The sequence below is a fragment of the Staphylococcus nepalensis genome, from assembly GCF_014635045.1.
Taxonomy (GTDB): domain Bacteria; phylum Bacillota; class Bacilli; order Staphylococcales; family Staphylococcaceae; genus Staphylococcus; species Staphylococcus nepalensis.
Map to the genome: position 1 here is coordinate 19,369 of NZ_BMCF01000003.1, position 19,165 is coordinate 38,533.

General features: G+C 32.9%; 15 protein-coding genes and 2 tRNA genes. 7 read left to right on the forward strand and 10 right to left on the reverse strand.

The window, feature by feature from the left end:
* Nucleotides 1-98 precede the first annotated feature (98 nt).
* The 7 genes from ccrA (at nt 99) to IEU88_RS05760 (ending at nt 8,421) form a co-directional block, all read left to right on the forward strand.
* Nucleotides 99-1,448: a cassette chromosome recombinase CcrA gene (gene ccrA / locus IEU88_RS05730; protein WP_103372979.1), complete on the forward strand. Its 1,350-nt coding sequence runs from the start codon at nt 99-101 to the stop codon at nt 1,446-1,448.
* A gap of 20 nt (nt 1,449-1,468) precedes the next feature.
* Entirely contained in the window at nt 1,469-3,097 is a 1,629-nt protein-coding gene (ccrB, locus tag IEU88_RS05735) for a cassette chromosome recombinase CcrB (RefSeq protein WP_078073162.1), read from the forward strand.
* A 473-nt stretch (nt 3,098-3,570) separates the two neighbouring features.
* Nucleotides 3,571-3,909, forward strand: coding sequence for an SAUGI family uracil-DNA glycosylase inhibitor (locus IEU88_RS05740; RefSeq protein ID WP_103372980.1), 339 nt, complete (start codon nt 3,571-3,573; stop codon nt 3,907-3,909).
* Between the two features lie 95 nt (nt 3,910-4,004).
* Nucleotides 4,005-4,316 (forward strand): DUF960 family protein, encoded by a 312-nt coding sequence (locus IEU88_RS05745; protein ID WP_011302036.1) that lies wholly within the window; start codon nt 4,005-4,007, stop codon nt 4,314-4,316.
* A gap of 13 nt (nt 4,317-4,329) precedes the next feature.
* Entirely contained in the window at nt 4,330-4,836 is a 507-nt protein-coding gene (locus IEU88_RS05750) for a DUF1643 domain-containing protein (RefSeq protein ID WP_103372981.1), read from the forward strand.
* A 99-nt stretch (nt 4,837-4,935) separates the two neighbouring features.
* Nucleotides 4,936-8,190 (forward strand): DNA methyltransferase family protein, encoded by a 3,255-nt coding sequence (locus tag IEU88_RS05755; RefSeq protein ID WP_115359541.1) that lies wholly within the window; start codon nt 4,936-4,938, stop codon nt 8,188-8,190.
* Nucleotides 8,191-8,244: 54 nt separating this feature from the next.
* A complete protein-coding gene (locus IEU88_RS05760) occupies nt 8,245-8,421 on the forward strand; it encodes a hypothetical protein (RefSeq protein WP_160148673.1) in 177 nt (58 codons plus the stop codon).
* Between the two features lie 23 nt (nt 8,422-8,444).
* Here IEU88_RS05760 and rlmH read toward each other — a convergent pair whose 3' ends face one another.
* The 10 genes from rlmH to IEU88_RS05810 form a co-directional block, all read right to left on the reverse strand.
* A complete protein-coding gene (gene rlmH / locus IEU88_RS05765) occupies nt 8,445-8,924 on the reverse strand; it encodes a 23S rRNA (pseudouridine(1915)-N(3))-methyltransferase RlmH (RefSeq protein WP_103373106.1) in 480 nt (159 codons plus the stop codon).
* Nucleotides 8,925-9,673: 749 nt separating this feature from the next.
* Nucleotides 9,674-10,474, reverse strand: a complete 801-nt coding sequence (locus IEU88_RS05770; protein ID WP_096807963.1) for an MBL fold metallo-hydrolase — start codon at nt 10,472-10,474, stop codon at nt 9,674-9,676.
* 469 nt (nt 10,475-10,943) lie between these two features.
* Nucleotides 10,944-11,726, reverse strand: coding sequence for a two-component system regulatory protein YycI (locus IEU88_RS05775; protein WP_096807962.1), 783 nt, complete (start codon nt 11,724-11,726; stop codon nt 10,944-10,946).
* Nucleotides 11,727-13,067, reverse strand: a complete 1,341-nt coding sequence (locus IEU88_RS05780) for a YycH family regulatory protein (protein ID WP_096807961.1) — start codon at nt 13,065-13,067, stop codon at nt 11,727-11,729. It lies immediately after the preceding gene.
* Nucleotides 13,057-14,889: a cell wall metabolism sensor histidine kinase WalK gene (walK, locus tag IEU88_RS05785; RefSeq protein WP_103373107.1), complete on the reverse strand. Its 1,833-nt coding sequence runs from the start codon at nt 14,887-14,889 to the stop codon at nt 13,057-13,059. Before walK ends, IEU88_RS05780 begins: the two co-directional genes overlap by 11 nt.
* Before the next feature lie 13 nt (nt 14,890-14,902).
* The gene (yycF, locus tag IEU88_RS05790; RefSeq protein ID WP_096807959.1) at nt 14,903-15,604 is read right to left on the reverse strand and encodes a response regulator YycF; all 702 of its coding nucleotides are present in this window, start codon (nt 15,602-15,604) and stop codon (nt 14,903-14,905) included.
* A gap of 343 nt (nt 15,605-15,947) precedes the next feature.
* Nucleotides 15,948-17,354, reverse strand: a complete 1,407-nt coding sequence (locus IEU88_RS05795) for a DHA2 family efflux MFS transporter permease subunit (RefSeq protein WP_103373108.1) — start codon at nt 17,352-17,354, stop codon at nt 15,948-15,950.
* A gap of 392 nt (nt 17,355-17,746) precedes the next feature.
* Entirely contained in the window at nt 17,747-18,208 is a 462-nt protein-coding gene (locus tag IEU88_RS05800) for a MarR family winged helix-turn-helix transcriptional regulator (protein ID WP_103373109.1), read from the reverse strand.
* A 319-nt stretch (nt 18,209-18,527) separates the two neighbouring features.
* A tRNA-Asp gene (locus IEU88_RS05805) sits at nt 18,528-18,600 on the reverse strand.
* Nucleotides 18,601-18,608: 8 nt separating this feature from the next.
* Nucleotides 18,609-18,683: transfer RNA gene (locus IEU88_RS05810), tRNA-Glu, on the reverse strand.
* Between the last annotated feature and the right edge of the window lie 482 nt (nt 18,684-19,165).

The following is a 19,165-nucleotide window of genomic DNA, read 5'->3' on the forward strand; positions in this document are numbered from 1 at the left end:
CTGATGACTAATAATAACGCCCAACACCTTACTGGTGTTGGGCTTAACTATAAATTCGTTCATAAATATATATTATCAATTTGGAAGGAGGAAACAGGATGAAACAAGCAATAGGTTATCTACGTCAAAGTACACTCAAACAACAATCACTCTCAACCCAGAAACAAACCATCAAGGCATTAGCCGAAAAGCATAATATTCAACACATTACCTTTTATAGCGATAAGCAATCAGGACGCACTGATAAACGCAATGGTTACAAACAAATTACTGAACTGATTCAACAGGGACAATGTGACGTATTATGCTGTTATCGCCTGAATCGACTTCATCGTAATTTGAAAAATGCGCTAAAATTAATTAAATTATGCCAGCAGTACAATGTAGATATCTTGAGTGTTAACGATGGCTATTTTGACTTAAACAAATCATTTGATCGTCTAAAACTCAATATCTTCATTTCATTAGCTGAACTTGAGTCAAATAATATTGGTGAACAAGTAAGCAACGGAATAAAAGAAAAAGCACGTCAAGGTAAACTGATTACCACACATGCACCTTTTGGATATCATTATTATAAAGGCACATTTGTGATCAACCCAGGAGAAGCACAAACGGTGACTGCAGTATTCAAATACTATCTTCAAGGGTATGGTTACAAAAAGATTGCACAATATTTGGAAAAAGATAATAAGTTAATCAACCGAAAACCATATCAAGTACGTAACATTATTATGAACCCTAATTACTGTGGACGTGTGAATAACAAATACGGCACTTTTGATAATATGTTCCCATCTATTATCAGTAAAGCAATGTATAAAAATGCTCAAGCAATACGAGTAAATAAACAAGTTCAGCGCACGCCTTCTGCTAATTTACTCAAACAAAAGATCAAATGCCCTTGTTGTGACTCAACGCTGACAAATATGACGATAAGAAAAAAAGAACATACATTGCGATATTATGTTTGTCCTAAAAATATGAATGAATCTCGCTTTGTCTGTTCATTCAAAGGGATAAATGCACAAGAATTAGAAGTTCAAGTCTTAGCAACATGTCAGAACTTCTTTCAAAACCAACAGCTCTATTCAAAAATTAATAATGCGATTCATCAACGCCTCAAAAAACAAAGAGTGATAGAAGCTAAAAGTATGCTAACTCAAGAACAACTGATAGATAAACTTGCCAAAGGTATGATTGATGCAGAAACGTTCAGAGAACAAACGCAATCATTATGTCAACAATCCAAACCTATATCATCAATCCATACGCATCAAATTCGAAAGGCTTTACAAAATGTCATTCAACAACGTTTCACGTTAAACATGTTGTACCCTTACATCGATGAAATTCATATTACCAAAAGTAAAACGCTTACAGGTATCTATTTCAAAAATGAGCCCTTAAACATCGTCAATCAAACAGCACAATCATCGATTGCTTAATCAGAAAGGATGAAAAAATCATGCAACAACTCAAACAAAAACGTGTCGGTATCTATGTCCGCGTATCAACAGAAATGCAAAGTGCAGAGGGTTATAGTATCGACGGTCAAATCAATCAAATCAAAGAATATTGTAACTTCCATCATTTCGAAGTCAAAGATATATACGCTGATCGTGGTATTTCAGGAAAGTCTATGAACCGCCCTGCACTTCAACGTATGTTACATGATGCGAATAAAGGTCATATTGATTGTGTTATGGTGTATAAAACAAATCGACTCGCACGTAATACATCAGACTTACTCAAAATTGTCGAAGATTTGCATAAACAAAATGTCGAATTTTTCAGTTTGTCTGAGCGTATGGAAGTCAACACTTCTTCTGGTAAACTCATGTTACAAATACTTGCAAGTTTTTCCGAATTTGAAAGAAATACCATTTTAGAGAATATTTACACCGGACAACATCAAAGAGCCTTAGAAGGCTATTACCAAGGTAATCTTCCTTTAGGATATAATAACATACCAGATAATAAAAAAGATTTGATGATTAATCAGCATGAAGCTAATATTGTGAAATATATTTTTGAATCTTACGCCAAAGGTCATGGTTATCGTAAAATTGCCAACGCACTCAATCATAAAGGTTATGTCACTAAGAAAGGTAATCCTTTTAGTATTTCAGCTGTTACTTATATTCTCTCAAACCCATTCTATATTGGTAAAATTCAATTCGCGAAATACAAAGATTGGAATGATAAACGTCGTAAAGGCTTGAATGATAAACCAGTAATCGCCGAAGGCAAACACACCCCTATTATTAGCCAATCATTATGGGATAAAGTCCAAGCACGTAAAAAACAAGTAAGTGAAAAACCACAAGTTCATGGTAAAGGAACCAATATTTTAACTGGATTAATTTCGTGTCCCCAATGTTCTGCTTCAATGTCTGCGAGCACAACAGTTAATACACTTAAAGATGGTACTAAAAAACGCATTCGCTACTATTCGTGTAGTAACTTTCGTAATAAAGGGTCAAAAGTATGTTCTGCGAATAGTGTCAGAGCCGATGTAATTGAAAAATATGTTATGGATCAAATACTCGAAATTGTTAAAAGCGACAAGGTTATCAAGCAAGTCGTTGAGCGTGTCAATCAAGAACATCAAATTGATACGTCTGCACTCAATCATGATATCGCATATAAGCAACAACAATATGATGAGGTCCAAATCAAATTAGATAACTTGATAAAAACGCTTGAAGATAATCCAGACTTAACATCTGTGCTTAAAAATACGATTCATCAGTATGAAAAACAACTCAATGACATCACAACTCAAATCAATCAACTTAAGCAACAACAAAATCAAGAGAAACCATCTTATGATACGAAACAAATCGCTGCGCTATTACAACGAATATTTCAAAATATAGAATCCATGGATAAATCACAGCTCAAAGCTTTGTACCTAACGGTTATTGACCGTATTGATATTCGTAAAGATGAGAATCATAAAAAGCAATTCTATGTCACTCTCAAGCTCAATAATGAAATTATTAAACAACTTTTCAATAATACCAATCTAGACGAAGTGCTCCTCAGCACTTCGTCTTTGTTTTTGCCTCAAACGCTCTTTCTTCAAATCTAATATCTATGTACTGTCCTTTCGTCATTCAATAACACTCATCTAACAAATATATTCAACACGCTAACCAGTCATATCTCAATGTGAAGCTTATATTGATATAACGAAAGAACATCCCAAAATAAAATATGAGTGGGATAGTAACGGGATTGGCTAACTTCATATGGGAGAAGGATTACGCAAGCGTAATCCCAAAATCCCGTTATTATTTATAAATAAATAATATAAAAAGAAAAAGTAAGTCGTAATAACACCACCAAATCCAAATGATATATAAATATATAGCTATATTTCCCGAGAAATGAGCGGGATAACGGGATTTCCTTGTCATACCAACAATTGTCATGACTTTCGATTGGGATATTTTCTATATTTCAGTGGGATTTCAAACCGAAACAAATGGCATTTCAAACTTATATTATCAAAATGATGTATCACATGTATACGTCAATCCAATACATTAGGAGGTCATAACAATGACATTAGAAAAACAACTCAAGCACTATATAACCAACTTATTCAATCTGCCAAGGGATGAAAAATGGGAATGTGAATCCATCGAAGAAATCGCTGATGATATCTTACCCAATCAATATGTAAGACTTGGTCCACTTAGTGATAAAATACTTCAAACCTATACTTACTACTCTGACACACTTCACGAAAGTAATATCTATCCCTTCATCCTCTACTATCAGAAACAGCTTATAGCCATCGGCTATATCGATGAAAATAACGATATGGATTTCTTATATCTACACAACACAGTCATGCCCCTTTTGGATCAACGGTACTTACTAACAGGAGGACAATAATATGCATAAATACATCAAAATTACACAATTAGTCATTACAATACTAAGTGAAATCATCATTTGGATGAAAGAGTCAGAACGAAAGGAAGTCTCTTATGAATAGATATATCACCCGGGGTATCGCCAACAACTTACCTAATATCTTACAACACCAATTATGGCAACTCGTATCTGAGCGAGAACAAGAACAAACCAAAGATAATACCTTAGTAGATTATTTTCATATATTCCAGTTCAATACACATCGCAATCAATTATATATCAAACACAAACAAGAACGACCAGCGTATGTGAAAACTCAAAAGGCAAATATCAATCAACCTATCAATATCAATAAGGTCTACATTATCCGTGAAGATGATGTAGACCTTTCTTATTACATTATGTTATTACCAAATGAATATTAAGGAGATAAAATCAATGGAAAATATCACAAATACACTTGTCACTACTGCAATATTTGACGAAAAGAGAACTCACCGCTACTTACTAACAAAGACATGGGACAGTGAAAAACAAACACTTACAATCATCACGATGTATCCGCACTATGATGGCATTCTCAATATTGACCTAACAACCCAACTCATTATAAACAAAGTGTCAGAAATGGATGAATTTGGGTCAATCAATTTTGTGAATCTATACTCTAATATTACAACCCCTATAAATCTCAAACATTTAGAAGAAAATGCCTATGATAAGCATACAGATATTCAAATTATGAAAGCTGTGAAAGAATCAGATGTAGTAATATTAGCTTGGGGTGCTTACGCTAAAAAACCCGTTGTTGAAGCACGCGTCAATGAAGTATTGGAAATGTTGAAACTACATAAGAAGAAAGTGAAACAACTCATGAACCCAGCAACCAATGAAATCATGCATCCCCTTAATCCAAAGGCAAGACATAATTGGTTTATTAAATAAAAATCTATAGAGATATTATCCCAACTTGACGTCATTATTTTATTTTAATACTGTAACCCAAAATTTCATGATAAAATATGAATGTTGGGAGGAAAAAAAATGTCTATCGAAAGCAAATATTATAATATCACTAAAAGTAAAGAATATTCTTTAGATTTGGAAAGATTAAAGAATAATTTATTTAATAAAATTCAAGATAGCATGAATGAATCAACCATTTCATCTATTTTCGAAACTGAAATATACAATTTGATTGAAAATAATTTTCATATTAATGATTTCCACTTTGATAAGGAATTTACGAGTAAAGACTTCAATCAAGATTTTACAGGAAGAATTGATATGAAACATAATGGACTATTAGTAGAATATAAAAAACCTAATGCTCTAAAAACCTTTAAACAACAAGAAAAAGCTCAACAACAATTAATTAATTATTTCAATCAATTAAAAGATACACATGATATAACCACTATGATTATTACTGACGGCAAAAAGATAGGTAAAATTGGATATGTAAATGAAAAATATAATATTTTACCTTTTAAAAATATAACCACTAATGATATAGATGAAATAATTAAAGCTTTAATATTCTCAAAATCAAAAAAATTAAACTCTCAAAATATTACAAGTGACTTTGGATTGCGTCCTCATAGTATTTCTATGAAATTGGCTAATAAATTATTTCAGTCACTTTATAATCAAGATTTAGATATTAAAACTTTGATGCTATTTAAAGAATGGCAAGTATTATTTCACCTTTCTGAAACAGACATGGGTAAGAACCAAGATATTATGAAAAGAAGAAATGAGCTATCTGATTTATTTGAAGCAAATATCAATGATGCTCGAAGTGAATATATAGCCCTCTTCTCTCTACAAACAACTTATGCAATAATCATAAAACTTATAGCTTGTAAATTACTTAATAAAAAGCTATTTAATTCTAATAATATAAACTATTTTAATGATTTAACAGTTGTATCTAGCGAAGAATTGAGATCATTCCTAGAGAAAATTGAGGATGGATATAGTTTTTCTGACAATGGAATTTATAATTTATTAGAAGGCGATTTCTTTAGCTGGTATCATTTAGATACGCACTGGGATTATGAATTGTATTCATTATTTAATAATCTAATTTCAAAAATTGAAGAATATACAACTTTTACATTCTTACATGAGCATACTTCAATTGATATATTTAAAGAATTATATATTGAAATAATGCCCAAATCAATTAGACACTCATTAGGTGAATATTTCACTCCAGCTTGGTTAGCTGATAATGTTGTCCAAGAATCCACCAATAGAATTGATTCAAAACAATGGAAAGCTATTGATCCAACTTGTGGAAGTGGAATTTTTATAACTACACTAATAAATAAAATTTTTGATCAATATAATCTAAGTGAAATGGATTCTAGGATGAAAGAAAATTTACTAAAAGAAATATATGAAAGAGTAAAAGGAATAGATATAAACCCTTTGAATGTACTCACTTCTCGCGTTAGTTATATGTTAGCAATATCACCGCTTATAGACGAATACACTACATTTGAAATTCCAGTTTATTTAGGCGATTCAGCTATAATACCTACTATCCAGAAATTTGATGATGTGGAATGTTATGTAAACACTATTGAAACTATTGAAGGTAATTTAAATGCTGTTTTTCCAGTAGATTTTGTTGAATCCCATGAGTTCACTCCTACTTTAATTACAGCACAAAAACTTTTAAATGTAGGCGTATTAGAAGAAGTAATAAGTTACTTGATTAGTAAAATCTCTAAGTACACAACCGTTAATCTTCCTTTAAAAAATAAAATCGAAGAATTATGTCAAAAGCTTGCTGAATTATCAAGTAAACATTGGGATGGAATTTGGTTAAGAATTATTTCTAACTTTTTAAAAGCAGGATCTATTAAAGATTTAAATATTGTAATAGGAAATCCTCCATGGGTGAAGTGGGAATATCTTCCTCAAAACTATGCTGAAAAAATTAAATCTATTTCCTTAGAAAGACACTTATTTAGTGGTCAAACATACATGGGTGCAATTAGTTTAAACATTTGTGCTCTTATATCTCATGTGAATGCGAGCTATAGACTTAATAAAGATGGAATCTTAGCCTTTTTAATGCCAAAAACGATGATGACACAAGATTCATATGAAGGATTCAGAAACTTCATTATCGATTTAGAGACAAATGAAAGATTTTATTTACAATATGCTGAAGACTGGGAAAAAGCTGGTCATCCTTTTATAACTATGAAAGATGCTTTCCTATCTTACTACTTTCAAAATAATCATATCGATTACACCAAAGGTGTACCCTTTACTAGAATTATTAAAAAAAGAGGAATTAAAATTGAAAAAATAAATTCAAAATCTTATTTTTCTGATGTAAAAGACTATTTCAATTTTAACAAAGGATACTTAGTTAAATTAGATGATAAAAGAAGTGGATTTACATTTGCTAACGATTCAACACAAATCCAAAATTTAGCTAAAGTTATTGGTAACAATGAATACAAAGCTAGAAGCGGAGTAGAGTTTACACCTAAAGAGGTATATATGCTAAACTTTAACAAAATTAATGAAAATATTAATCAAGCTGTTTTCACTAATATGACTTCTGATAATACGACGCATAAAGTTAATCATATTGGAGATTTAAACGTAGAGACTAAATATATTATGCCTTTGATAACTGGTCCCACAATTGAACGATTTTCTTTGGAAAATCGAAATCAATATTGTATTTATCCTTACAATATGAATAAAAAACAATCCATTTCAATCAATGAACTACTAGATACATCTCCAAAACTTGCAAAATATCTGTTGAATCAGAAAACTGTTATTGAAAAGCAATCTGAACGTAGCAAATTTATATCTAAAGGTGACGACTTCTATTCATTATCTAAAATAGGTATTTATACTTATGCACCTTTTAAAGTTGTATTTCGAGATAACAGCAAGTGGCGCGCATCATTAGCTAATCCTGTAACTACCCCTTGGGGAGAAACTAAGATGGCCATACCTGCAAAACATGCTCCGTATATATCTCAAGATAAAAGAGGCAGAAATATTACTGAAGATGAAAGCTTCTATATTTGTGGTATACTAAATACACCTGTAATAGAGGAATACATGATAAACACTTATAGTAAGCGAAGCTTTTCTATAAATTTAAATATTAAATTACCACTTTATGATGTTGGTAATCCAAATCACTCTGCTATAGTACAAATAGTAAAAGATATATATTCATCTAATATTGAAATTAATGAGGCTTTACCAATCCTAAATGATTTATATTTAAAAATATGTGAAGAAAACAATTAAGTAAATATTCAAAGCAGACCTATTGGTCTGCTTTTTTTATGGAGGTGTTCATTTATGAACCAATCTGAATTATTAACATATAAACTAACTATTACCAAAGTAAAATCATTTATTAAAGATATGAAAAAATATGAAAAACTAAGAGACAATGATTACTTATACCATACAATAAATGAGTTGCTCATTTTATTAGAGATAGCAGTTATAAATTTAGAAAATAAAGTCCAATAATAATAAAGTATCCAAAAACCGCATCACTTATGATACGCTTCCCCTCGCATAATTTTAAACGCACGGTAGACTTGCTCAATTAAGATGACGCGCATCATTTGGTGTGGAAAAGTCATTTTACTAAATGACAGGGCGTAATTGCTTCTGTTTAAGACGTCCTGGTGTAAACCATTGGATCCACCGATAATAAATGTGAAGTCGCTTTGTCCTCTAGTCATTCGTCCTTCTATTTCTTTAGCTAACCCTTCAGACGCCAGCATGTTCCCTTTAATTTCTAAAGTTACCACTGTAGATTGTGGTTTTACTTTTGCTAGTAAACGTTGGCCTTCTTTCTCTTTGACTTGTTCTACTTCTTTATCACTCATATTTTCAGGTGCTTTTTCATCTGGTACTTCTATAATTTCTATTTTTGAATAAGCACTAAGTCTTTTTTCGTATTCAGCTATTGCTTGTTTCCAGTATTTTTCTTTTAATTTACCTACTGCAAGTATAGTAATTTTCATTATTTGCCTCCTGTAAAAGCTTTAAGAATCAGTAGTTATTATACTTATCCACAAGTTATTCACTTATTCACACTATTCCCTCTTATTATAACAGGAATGTATACGATAATTTAAAAATATTTACGTTATTTTCACAATTATACGTGTATAACTTGTTTATTTGTGGATAACTCTGTGTATAATGTGGGTATTTCTATATTAATTGTGCACACCTCTGGATAACTTTGCATAATTTAGTGGATAAGTTACTGGGGGTCTTACATACTTATTCACATAATTTACGTTTTTTTTACATTTTGTCTGAGTTATTCATGCTATAAGCGAAGTTATCCACTGTTTATAAATTATCAGATAAATGCATATATGTATAACTATGTTATTAGCCTACTTTAAATCATTTTATATTCCAATTATCTTTTGTTTTAATTTCTTAACCACAAAAATAGCCTATACTCTCATTGGAATATAGACTAAGACTTCTATCATATTTTATTTGTATAGATACTAAATATATATTCGTTACTTAAAAAATCACTAAACTTATGCCAAATTTAAGATTACAACAACTTGCTGTTGGCTACATTTAGAAATGCTATGTCCTACATCTTATATGAATTTACATTAGTCCTTGGCAAACGCATTAAGAACCGCTAAACTTTTTGGTTAACCCTACTAAACTACGGTTTACATTAGCTGAGGCTAATGCATTAAGAAGCGCTAGGTCCCACAACCTATGAGACCAAGCGCTTCTATAGTGTATATATTGGTGTGGCTTGTGCTTTGTCTGTGTCGCAGAGGAGGACTTCTTTTTCTGTATCGATATCGTGTTCGTTTAGGACTTGGCCGACACTCATGCGGGCAAGGTCTTTCATGTTGTTATCTTGTGATAAATGGGACAGGTAAATGCGTTTGGTGCTGCCTGTTATGACATCTGTCATTGCATGTCCTGCATCTTCGTTGGATACGTGTCCCATATCGCTTAGGATACGTTGTTTGGTTTTCCATGGATAACCGCACATGCGCAGCATATCAACGTCGTGATTGCTTTCAAATACGAAAGCGTCGCTACCTTGAATCATACCTTTCATGCGGTCTGAAACGTAGCCTGTATCAGTAAGTATCGTGAATTTTTTATAATTATTATGGAAAATATAGAATTGTGGATCTATGGCATCATGAGATACGTTAAAGGACTCGATATCGAATCCTGCAATAGATTTTGTATCGTATGGATTAAAAATGAATTTCTGATCCATTGGAATTTTACTGTCTTTCTTTTCAATCGCTGACCATGTTTTTTCGTTTGCGTAAATGGGCAAGCCGTATTTACGTGCTAAGACACCGAGGCCTTTGATATGGTCTGAATGTTCATGTGTCACTAAGATGCCATTTAAATTTTTAATTTGTTTGTCGATTTGTCCAAATAGTGCTTCCATTTTTTTACCTGTTAAGCCTGCATCGACAAGGATACTACCTTTATCACTTTCTACATAAGTGGCGTTTCCTGTACTACCACTCGCTAATACACTCATCCGTATCAAGCGATTCACCCTTTCTAATCTAATAAACCTATTTGCTTATATGCTTAAAGGCAGTCTACGGTTTATATGCCCTTAGCATGCCTTCCGTCTAATTATTGATGTTTTTATAATAGCTAAAATGAATTTTAAAATATGTACTTATCACTTTTTCACCATTTATAGGTGTTTTGAATTCATTTTTATAACATGATATCGTCTCGTGTTTTTGCACATTCATACATTATCATTTAACAATAATCTATTTTAACATACTTTGATGCTTAAACTGAGTTTATTGTTTAATAAAACAGCTCATTTTTAAAATGCCGCTTCTCTATTTTTATAGAAAAAGAGCGGTATAGAAATCAAAAATGATGCGTTTAATTTCGTATATCCGCTCTCTTATCGTCAGTGGTTAATACAAGTTTTATAAAACTGATTGATACTACTGCACAATGTTTTTAATCACGCTGCAAAAACTACAAAAATATCACTTTTATTATTCTTCAATAATTTTCGGGCTATCTGATATAGCTTCGACGTAGTATGTCTTGAACTCATTTGCATGCTTAACTTTGACTTCCCAATTGGCTTCTAATACTTGAACGTTAGGCTCTTTAACGACGGTGTAGTAACCCAGTCGGATGTTGGTCACTTCATCGTTGCGTTTGAGGTAGCGATTGTAATAGAGTGCTTCAATTGCACTTCTCGCTGTGTTTACTTGTTTCTTATCATTATTGGCACCTTCTGAAGGCGCTATGGTTTTCATGGCTGTTTGTCTATAGCTGGAAGCTTTGCCATCATCATTAATGTTAAATTCAAGTTTGGCTTTGCTATTATTCATTATTGGAAAATTGTTATATGTCTGTTCGAATGTGACGTGATCATCGTCAATCTTACTCATTTCATAATTTTTGCCTTTATAAACACTATCTTTAACATAAGATTTTAAATCTGTATATTGATCGTTACTGACATCAATAGGATTGTTAATATCACCTTTGATTTTCTGACCAGAATCTTCACTTGTTACATGTGAACGTGATTTAGCATAGGATGAAAAGTCGTTAGATCTCGCGGTCAGCAACTGCATTTTAATGTTTTTAACGGTTGGTAAGTTATCAGGAATTTCAATTTTTTCTTGTTTAAAGTTAACTGCGTTTTCGTCGGCGCTGTCATTAATGTGTGATTTATTCACTTTATCAATATAGATAATGATGAGGCTAATGTTCACTAGAATAAATACAAAAATAAATAAGGTTTTCGTGTGTTTCCAGTTCATTTATTCTAGCCCCCCATCTTTGTATGCAAGCCATTGGCCATCGTACTCTACATACCATTGTGGATTGAATTCACTGTTGCGTTGAATTTCGATATCGCCGTTATCTTTCTTATCCTCCATGCTGTAACCTATAGTCATATTGGTTACCTTTTCGAATTCTATTTCAGGATTATTAGCTAGTTCAGAACGGACCGTTTCAGCACCAGGCAAGTCTACTTCCTTTTCACCACTATCAATGGTTACATTGGCTTTTAATAGTGTACGTGCGTAACCAAAAATACCTTTATTACCCCAAGACACTTTTAATGTGTTTAAATCGTCATCGTTAAATGTTGGTCGACCATTTAAGAACATTTGATATGTCAATTCACCACGTTTATTATCGGTGTGGAATAATCTGAAATCATCGGTAAAACCACCGTGATTATTGATATATGCATAGGTACTTGGCATACTGTCTTGCATATTATTTGAACGAGCTTCGTCTTCTGAAAGATTCGTATAGCGATATTTTTCAGTTTCATCGTTGTAATTTGCAACGCCTGTATTGTTATTGTAAGTCACTGAACCACTTCTTGAACTACGTACAACAACTGAATCATTAAATAGAATAGAATTCATTGTATCTACACTAATTCGATTAAAAATCGTGTGATAAGATTTTTGCCCTTTTGGTGATTTAGGCGCAAAAATATGCGTTGCCTTATCGATAGTATCTTTATTCGTAATAATTTCTGTGTATGGTTGCATTTGTTGTTGTTGTTTTTTCATCGCTTGTGAAAATTTATCTGCTTTAACCGTCGTGGTCATGCGTACGACGTTATGTCTATCTTTACTAATAGCATAAAGTTTAATCTTACCATCTTGATTATTATCGATTAAAAGACGATCAAATTTAAAGTTGTTTGGTACTTTAGCATTAATATTTAAAACTTGTCCTAAGTATGTGGCTAACGGCATATCATACGTAAAGTCTAATACTAAAAATTCATCGCTTAAATCTGGAATAATTAAATTATGGTTACTGTGCATTTGTTCAGCATGTAAAACGCGGTGGTTTTTTAACGGCTGAATTGTTTCTTCAACATTGCTACGTGTTGCTTCCATACCTTCTGTGTTTTCGCCTTTAGAGTGAATAACTTGATATGGCGTAACCACTTGAGACATCCCTTGGTCTAAAGGTTTACCAATTGTATTTGATTTTGCTTCTTTCTTACTATTATCATCTTTATCCACGTTCGCTAAATCAGGTGAAAAGTTCCATGTCATATACGTTAAAATAGCGCTCATCAATACTAAAAGAAACAGTATGATAGATTTAATCAACTCTTTACTCTGCATCCCAATCACCATCTTCTAGTACTTCACATGGAAGTGTAATAAAGATTGACGTCCCTTGTCCTTCTACACTATTCGCCCAGATACGGCCATTGTGCGCTTCGACAATTTCTTTAGAAATCGCTAGTCCTAGACCTGTACCACCCATTTTACGTGTACGGGCTTTATCCACACGGTAGAAACGGTCAAAGATTTTATCTACTTTGTTAATAGGGATACCAATACCATTATCTTTAACACGAATTGTCATACGATTATAAAGCGCGTTCTGTTTCACGTGAAACTCGACGCGTTTATCACCACGTGAATATTTCATTGCGTTGGTAATCACATTGTCGAACACTTGTGTCATCTTATCTGGATCAATTTCTGTAAAGATAGTTTGATTTGGAATTTCACGGACAAATGTCGTGTCTTTAGCAGACATTTCATGACGGTTGATAATTTTATTGATAAACATATTGAAGTCGACAATTTCTTTAGTGATTTGGTCTGATTCATTGTCCATTTTAGATAATTGTAGTAAATCATTTACAAGTCGAATCATACGTTCTGTTTCTTCACGTGTGACGGATAAGAATTGTGGCGCTAATTCATCGTCTTTCCATGCACCGCTTTCTAAGGCCTCGATATAACTATTCATTGAGGTTAATGGCGTACGTAGTTCATGTGACACATTTGCTACGAATTCACGGCGTTCTTGTTCAACTTGTTGTTGTTCCGTAACGTCATGGAGCACAGCAATATAACCTGTCACGAACCCAGTTTCTTGTACGATTGTGCTGAAGTTAACACGTGCAATAATACCTTCACTTTCATTGATATCCAATAAGAAACTATCGTTGTTTTCTTGGATTTCATCTAATGAGAAGTCTTCTTCTAATTTAAGCATGTTTAACATATAATGACCGATAATGTCTTCTTTTTTCATGCCCATCATTGTCAATGCCATGTCGTTCACAATACGTACACGACCACGGCGATCGGTTGCGATAATACCGTCACTCATATGTGTAATAACTGAGTCTAAACGGCGTTTTTCACTCTCAGTATTTGCTTGTGCTTCTTGTACTCGTTTTGAAAGGTTATTGAAGGCTAGCGCGAGTTCACCAATTTCGTCATTACCATATATTTTAACACGTTGCGTATAATTACCTTTAGACATTTCCACCGTTTGGTTACGCATATCTGTAATTGGTTTGGTAATTGTGCGCGCAATAAAGAAACCTAATATAACTGTGATTAAAAGAGAGATACCTGTCCCAACAATAAATATCTGATTGATATTACTTAATTGGTTATAAACATCGTTTATATCTGCTTCAATATAAACATTACCAATCGTGCCATCGTTTGATGTCTTCACTGGTAAATTGTAGACCCACACACGCTGTTTACCATTACCATAGTCTTTTAATACCGTATGGCTATTAATTTCCCCTAAAGATAAGGCTTTTTGTATAGAACTATCATTAGCTTTTTGATTAATTAGACTGCGCGTAGACTGCTTCGAGGTAGCCATAATAATTTGGTCTTTATCAATAAAACGGATTTCTTCTATTTCTTGTCTATTCGCATACTCATTTAATAAGTTTTGTACTTCTTTTTGAGCATTAACTGAGTTATCTTCGTCATAGACTTTTTCAATATTGATTTCTATTTGTTTCGCGTACTGCGAAATATTATTTTTAAATGTTTGCGTTAATTCTTTTTCTAGACTATTGGTAAAGTATAAACCGATTATCTGCATTCCGATTACGATTAACAATACATAGACAATAACAAGTTTCGTGTGTAACGATTGAAAATGTTTAAGCCATTTCATTTAACACTATCCCCTAATCATGTTGTTGGAGGAAATATCCAACACCGCGGCGTGTCACTATATATTCTGGATGAGATGGATCATCTTCAATTTTTTCACGCAAGCGGCGAATTGTTACGTCTACTGTACGTACGTCACCAAAATAGTCATAGCCCCAAACCGTTTGTAATAAATGTTCGCGTGTCATTACCTGACCCATATGTTTAGATAAATAATGGAATAACTCAAATTCACGGTGTGTTAATTCGATATCTGCACCGCGTTTTTTAATAGAATACGCATCTGGGTAGATAACAATATCTTTGATTGTAATTTCATTAGACGCATCATTCACTTCTTGTGCTGGTTGTGAATAATGGCGGCGTAAATTTGCTTTTACACGTGCGATTAATTCACGCGTACTAAATGGTTTCGTTACGTAGTCATCAGCCCCAAGCTCTAGCCCTAAAACTTTATCAATTTCAGAATCTTTTGCTGTTAACATGATAATTGGCATTTCGTATTTTTTGCGGACTTCGCGACATACTTCCATACCATCACGGCCAGGTAACATAATATCTAATAAGACAATATCTGGTTCTTCATCGTATATTAAATCTACTGCGTCGTTTCCGTCGTATGCACAGTATACTTCATAGCCTTCTTTTTTTAAGTTGAATTCTAAAATATCAGCAATTGGTTTTTCGTCATCTACTACCACAACTTTTCTAGCCATATTTATAAACCTCATTTCTAAATTGTAGTACATTTACATAAATTTCTACGCATTTCTCTATAATATAATTTACCATTTATAGCGTGCTAATTCTATTTTTCTATACAAAAAATAAAATTGGTATATTGTAAAATTATAACATTTTTTACTATTAAATGGGTAATTATCATAAATTATAGTCATATTCAGTCTATATAAAATGATATCATTGTTCGACCTTATTGCCTATAGCGCAAAAATAAAGTGATACATATCAGAGAAGACGTATGTTTTGTCATTCTAATGCTTTTAGTTATGACTGAAACATGACGGCCTCGATCCTGTATATGCATCACTGATAGAGTTATATTTTTTTAGTTTTTTTAACGAACAGCGATAAGATAAATCCGATAACTGTCAATCCAACAATAAAGAAGCATGCGTATTGAATACCGTACGCCAGTATGACTTCTTGTTCAGCATTGGGATGGTTTGTACCAAATGCATGCATCGCAGTCGTATAAATGGTAATCGCGATGGCAGTACCAGCTGAACCTGCCACTTGAATTAAAGTCGTAATCGTCGCCGAACCGTCTGCGTAAAGGTGATGAGGTAATTGATTTAAAGCATTTGTCTGTGCTGGCATCATCACCATAGATATACCAAAGAAAAGCACCATAAACGCTAAAATAATAGCCCAAACAGGGGTAGAAACTGAAATCATCAATGCAAAGGCCATCGCTGCAATAAACATCAGTAAAAATCCAATAATGCCAAAATATCTTGCGCCGAATCGATCGAATAAAGACCCTACCACAGGTGATAATACTAAATTGATAGCATTACCTGGCAATAAGATTAAACCGGCTATAATGGAATTAAATAGCAAAGCGCCCTTTAAATAAAGTGGGAGTAAGATACCCATAGAAAGTACGCATAAAATAGTTACAAAAACCATTACAGTACCTAAAACAAACATGGGATATTTGAACACATTTAAATTTAACATGGGCGAATCGATTTTAAATTGACGTGCAATAAAGATTGCCAATGCAACGACGCCTATAAGTAGTGGTAGCCATACTATGATATTTGTAAAAGAGGCTTCTGCTAAAGAACTTAATGCAAAAATTAACCCTGCAAACCCTACCGTAGATAAAGCAATAGAAATGATATCGATTTTAGGTTTTGTAATTTCGCCTACATTTTCTACCTTCGAAATAGCTAATAATAATACAATAATATATAAAATAGCACTAATCCAAAAAATAAAATGCCAACTTGAAGCAGAAATAATAACACCTGAAAGCGTTGGTCCAAGAGCTGGTCCAGCAGTAATAACCAGTCCCATGATTCCCATTACGGCGCCCCGTTTTTCTATAGGGAATATAAGCATTAATACTGTTACCATGATTGGTAATAAAATCCCTGTACCGAGTGCTTGTACGATACGTCCTAATAAAAGGAATCCGAAACTCGGTGCGAGTGCACCAATAATGACACCTAATAATGATAACAGAATACCAGTAATAATCAGTTGTTTGGTATTAAACCATTTAATTAAATAAGATGATGCGGGGACTAAGCAAGCCATTACGAGCAAGTACCCCGTCGTAAGCCATTGCACGACTGCAGCTGAAACTTGGAAATCTGTCATAATATCTGTTAAAGCCATATTTAACGCTGTTTCACTAAACAGACCCATAAATCCACCAATCATAAGTACGAGTGCGTACATTTTTGGATTTTTTACTTTTACTTGTGTAGCCATTTAATATACTCCTTTTAATGGTCAAATGAAGTATAAGTATCATTGAGAGACTTAAGAATGCTTAATATGTATACGTAATGCATTGGTACACGATATGACTAGTAATCATTCTTTTTAAAAACCTCTATGTTCATAACTTATTCCTATATTACCATTCAAATTTATTTGTATGATTGAACATTCACAATTTGAATTTTGAAATTTATACATTGCCATTTTCATTGGTATGTATAGATATTTTAGTTGCTTCAAAGCAATGTCCTTGAATAATCAACTTACTTACTGTAGCAAAATTTTATAATTATTGTCAACTAAGTTGACGATAATAAATTTAAAAATAAAAGTATTGAAGCCACATTTTATGAAATGGTTCAATACTTCATTCGTTTCATTTATTTAGGGTCATTCTTTTTTAAGTCTTTGAGTTGCCAATCTTGTTGTAAAATCATTTTAAAAGTCTGGAATTGCTCGGGACCTATCATCGCTTCAATATGTGTTTCAATTGATTGTTTATAAGTCATATAGTGTTCTATACATTTGATGCCTTGATATGTCAGTGACACACATTTTTCTTTTTTATTATGGGTCATATTTTTAACTTTAACCAATTCTTTTTCTTCTAATTGTTTAATTGATTTATGAATAGCTTGTCTCGTTAAATTCACAGCTTGTGTTACTTCTACAAATGTTAATGTGCTTTCATATAGTTTAGCCATGATATACCATTCAGAACTAGAATTGTGTATGCCATTGATGTCGTTTGCTTTAGTTTCTATAATATTTCGTAATTCACCGTGTCGTTCACTGATGGTATCTAGCATATCTAAATCCTTTAATTTTGGATCTACAGTCATCGTCTCACCTCACGTTTATCCCACTTATTATTTTCTAGTTTAACCTTTTTGATTTTAATTGTATAAAAAAGCGTTATAGCAAGATGGTAACCAAGTAAAATATATTTCACTAAAATGAGTGCGTTGGTCTGTCTTGGCAAACACTATCAAAATTCATAAAAGATGGCATGAGCTTAAGCCCGTAATAAGTGTCGCTTTTCGAAAGCTTGTTATAAGCGTATTTTTATCTCAGTCGTTTACTTCCCATATCTGGTTCAAGTTTGACATGTTTTATGTTCAAACCACATAAAAAAATGCCCATCCTATTGGATGGGCAATACGGTCTCGACGGGAATCGAACCCGCGATCTCCTGCGTGACAGGCAGGCGTGTTAACCGCTACACTACGAGACCTAAAAAAATGGTGACTCCTACGGGACTCGAACCCGTGTTACCGCCGTGAAAGGGCGGTGTCTTAACCGCTTGACCAAGGAGCCTCTCTTAAGCACAAGATAAATTATATCAACTCTTATTAAGGATGACAAGCTATTTTTAAAATTTATTTAGTATAATTTTCTAACATTAATGTATAAAGTAAGAAAACAACATTAAATACTGACAAAATAGTATTTATCCGCCTTATTTATCTTTTTAAAACGGATGTTATTTCGGTTATAAACCTCATTTCATCTTTATTTAAAAATCATTTATATTTTAAAATCTAAATAATAAATACAAAATCTTTTTGTTTTAAATATCTTTTGCTAAAATTATATCAGAGCAGGGCAAAAGTCACATTTTCTAAAATGATGATGCCGCCCCGCCAAGGCTAGATGACTAAGACGTGTTACAAAAGATGAATCGCTTATATAAGTATTACTCGTCTTTATAGAAGACTATACGAGCTCAAGGTTATGTATACGTTTTGCTATGGCTAAAAGATGACATAGGCATGAGCCCATGTATAAGTAGCAATCGC